The following is a 2,823-nucleotide window of genomic DNA, read 5'->3' as shown; positions in this document are numbered from 1 at the left end:
GGCGGCCTCCGCGGTCGCTGCCCGGCCGCGCCGGATGGCGGCGACGGCCTCGGGCGGGAGGGACGGCAGCATCGCGTCCACCCGCGCGGCGTGCCGCAGCTCCGCGGACCGCTCGGGCTCGCCGGGGCTGGGCCGCAGCTGCGCCGGGATCTCGATGGGCCGGGCGATCGGCCGGGGCCGGTTCCTGGCGCGGGCGGCCTCCTCGGCGAGCAGCGCGGCGTCCTTCTCCTCGCTCATCCCGATCGGCCCCTCCGGGCTGCCGCGCAGGAACTGCGCGATCACCGGGTCGTCGGAGGCGATCACGGTCTCGCGGGGGCCGAACGCGACCAGGTCGCGCCGGTAGAGCATGCCGATGTTGTCCGGGACGGTGCTGGCGATCTCGATGTTGTGCGTGACGATCAGCATCGTCGCGTCGATCCGCGCGTTGACGTCGATGAGGAGCTGGGACAGGTGCGCGGTGCGGACGGGGTCCAGGCCCGAGTCGGGCTCGTCGCAGAGGATGACCTCGGGGTCCATCACCAGCGCGCGGGCGAGACCGGCGCGCTTGCGCATGCCGCCGGAGATCTGCCCGGGGACCTTCTTCTCCTCCCCCGCCAGGCCGACGGTGTCCATCTTCTCCAGCACGATGCGCCGGATCTCGGCCTCGGTCTTGCGGGTGTGCTCGCGCAGCGGGAAGGCGATGTTGTCGTACAGGTTCAGGGAGCCGAACATGGCCCCGTCCTGGAACATGAGCCCGAACCGCTTGCGCTCGCGGAAGACGCGGCGGTCCGGGTCGTTCACCATGTCCACGCCGTCCACCAGGACGGTGCCCTTCTCCGGTTTGATGAGCCCGATGAGGGACTTGAGGAACACGGTCTTGCCCGTGCCGGACGGACCGAGCAGCACGGTGACCTCTCCGGCGGGAAGCGTCAGGGTGACGTCCCGCCAGATCGTCTGCGTGCCGAAGGATTTCGTCAGTCCCTCGACGGCGACCTCAATTCCCACGAACCACCGCCAGCGAACCTGAGTCGAATGTTTGTTGCCGTGGCGGCGACCGTACGGCGGGAACTGCGGAGAACTCAATAGTCGAATGCATCGAATCGGCAACTCTACGGACCGGTTGTCATCGCATGAGTTCTTTGGGCCCGGAGAATCCACCCGAAGTTAGTACCGGCCGGTAACCGGATTTCACGCACCCGCCGCGCACCCGGGTTTGTCAGAACACGAGTAACGACATCGCACAGACTTGTCATCCGTGTAGTACTGGCGAGGCATCTTCGGCTGGGACCCTTGTCCAGCACCGGGCGCGTGCCTAAGCTCCGCGTGCCCTGGATCACACGCGTGCTGCGAATCACTCTCGTCCGAGGTGGTGAGGTCTTGACCGACACGCTGGACCAGTTCTCCGGACCGCTCGACATCCGGGTGTCCCGGCGCCTGGCCGGGCTGATGCGCGAGGAGCTGCCGGCCGCGATCGACGAGGTGGACGCGGAGATCCGGCGGACCGTCCCGGAGTACGACCGGCCGGCCGACTCCGCCTACGGCCGCATCCTCCGGGTCGGGGTGGAGCAGCTGCTCACCGCGTTCGTCGACCAGGTCGCCGGCGACGGCCCCGGGCTCGCCGAACGGGACGAGACGTGCCGCGCGCTCGGCCACTTCGAGGCCATCGAGGGCCGCAGCCTGGACCTGCTGCAGGCCGCCTACCGGACGGCCTTCCACGTCTGCTACCGGCGCACCGCCGCCGTCGCCGAGCGCGAGGGCGTGCCCGGCGGGCAGCTCACCGGCCTGGTCGAGGCGATGATCGTCTACATGGACGAGGCGGTCGCCGCGTCCAGGGTGGGGCACCGGGAGGCGCTCAAGCACGCCGACCTGCACCACCGCGAGGTGCGCCGGGAGCTGCTGCGCACGCTGCTGCAGCAGCCGCCCGCGTCCGCCGAGGCGGTGGAGGAGCTGGCCCGGGACGCCGCGTGGTGGCCGCTGCCGGAGGTCGCGACGGCCGTCGCGGTCGCGCCCGGCGCGCCGGTCACCCGCTCGGCGCTGGACGGCGACGTCCTGGTCGACCTGGACGACGGCGAGCCGCGGCTGCTGGTGCCGGGGCCGTTCACCCCGGCGCGCGCGGCGATGCTCGGGGCGGCGCTGGAGGAGGCCGACAGCGTGCTCGGCCTGACGCTGCCGCTGGGCCGCGTGGCGCACAGCCTGCGCTGGGCGACGCGGCTGCTGGCGCTCGCCCGGGAGGGGGTCGTCCCGAGCGGCCCGCTCATCCCATGCGAGGAGCACCTGACGACGCTGTGGCTGCTGTCGGACACCGTCCTGGCGGACGAGATGGCCCGGCGGCACCTGGCCCCGCTCGCCGACCTGACGGCGGGGCACCGGCGGAAGCTGACCGCGACGCTGACCGAGTGGGTGACCACCCGCGGGACGGCCGTGGACATCGCCGAGAGCCTGCGCGTCCACCCGCAGACCGTGCGGTACCGGCTGCGGCAGCTCGACCACTACCTGGGCGACAGCCTGGGCGATCCGAAGACCCGGTTCGCCCTGGACGTGACGCTGCGGGCCGCCGCCCTGATGCACGACGACGACCCGTCCGCGACCCGGGCCGAGCGGGACCCAGGGTCACGCAAAAGGGGCACAAAGTGATTTTACTCACTCCTTACCCAAGTGTCCCGCGTCACACCGAACGCCTGATCTAACGTCGGGGTGCTTCACCACCTACGAGCCGTTCCATCGCGTGGGGACCCCCGCTCGGCGCGACTGGAGCGATCCCACCCCCGGACCCCGGTCCGCCCGCGCCCGCCCGCGCGGCCGGCCCGGGGCCTGACCCACCGCCGGGCTTCGCCGCGGCGGCGG

General features: G+C 72.0%; 2 protein-coding genes. One reads left to right on the top strand and one right to left on the bottom strand.

Annotated elements, in window-relative coordinates; translation table 11 throughout:
- Positions 1–984, bottom strand: a 984-nt coding sequence (locus tag DZF91_RS25540; RefSeq protein WP_117359760.1) for an ABC transporter ATP-binding protein, incomplete at its 3' end; no start/stop codon positions are given.
- A gap of 372 nt (positions 985–1,356) precedes the next feature.
- On the opposite strand from DZF91_RS25540, the gene DZF91_RS25535 reads away from it, so the two are divergent.
- Positions 1,357–2,613: a helix-turn-helix domain-containing protein gene (locus DZF91_RS25535; RefSeq protein ID WP_117359759.1), complete on the top strand. Its 1,257-nt coding sequence runs from the start codon at positions 1,357–1,359 to the stop codon at positions 2,611–2,613.
- Positions 2,614–2,823: the final 210 nt, after the last annotated feature.

The organism is Actinomadura logoneensis, from assembly GCF_003428695.1.
In the GTDB taxonomy this organism is placed as follows: Bacteria; Actinomycetota; Actinomycetes; order Streptosporangiales; family Streptosporangiaceae; genus Spirillospora; species Spirillospora logoneensis.
Note: the sequence above shows the minus strand (reverse complement) of the source record. Positions and strands in the feature narration are given on the sequence as shown.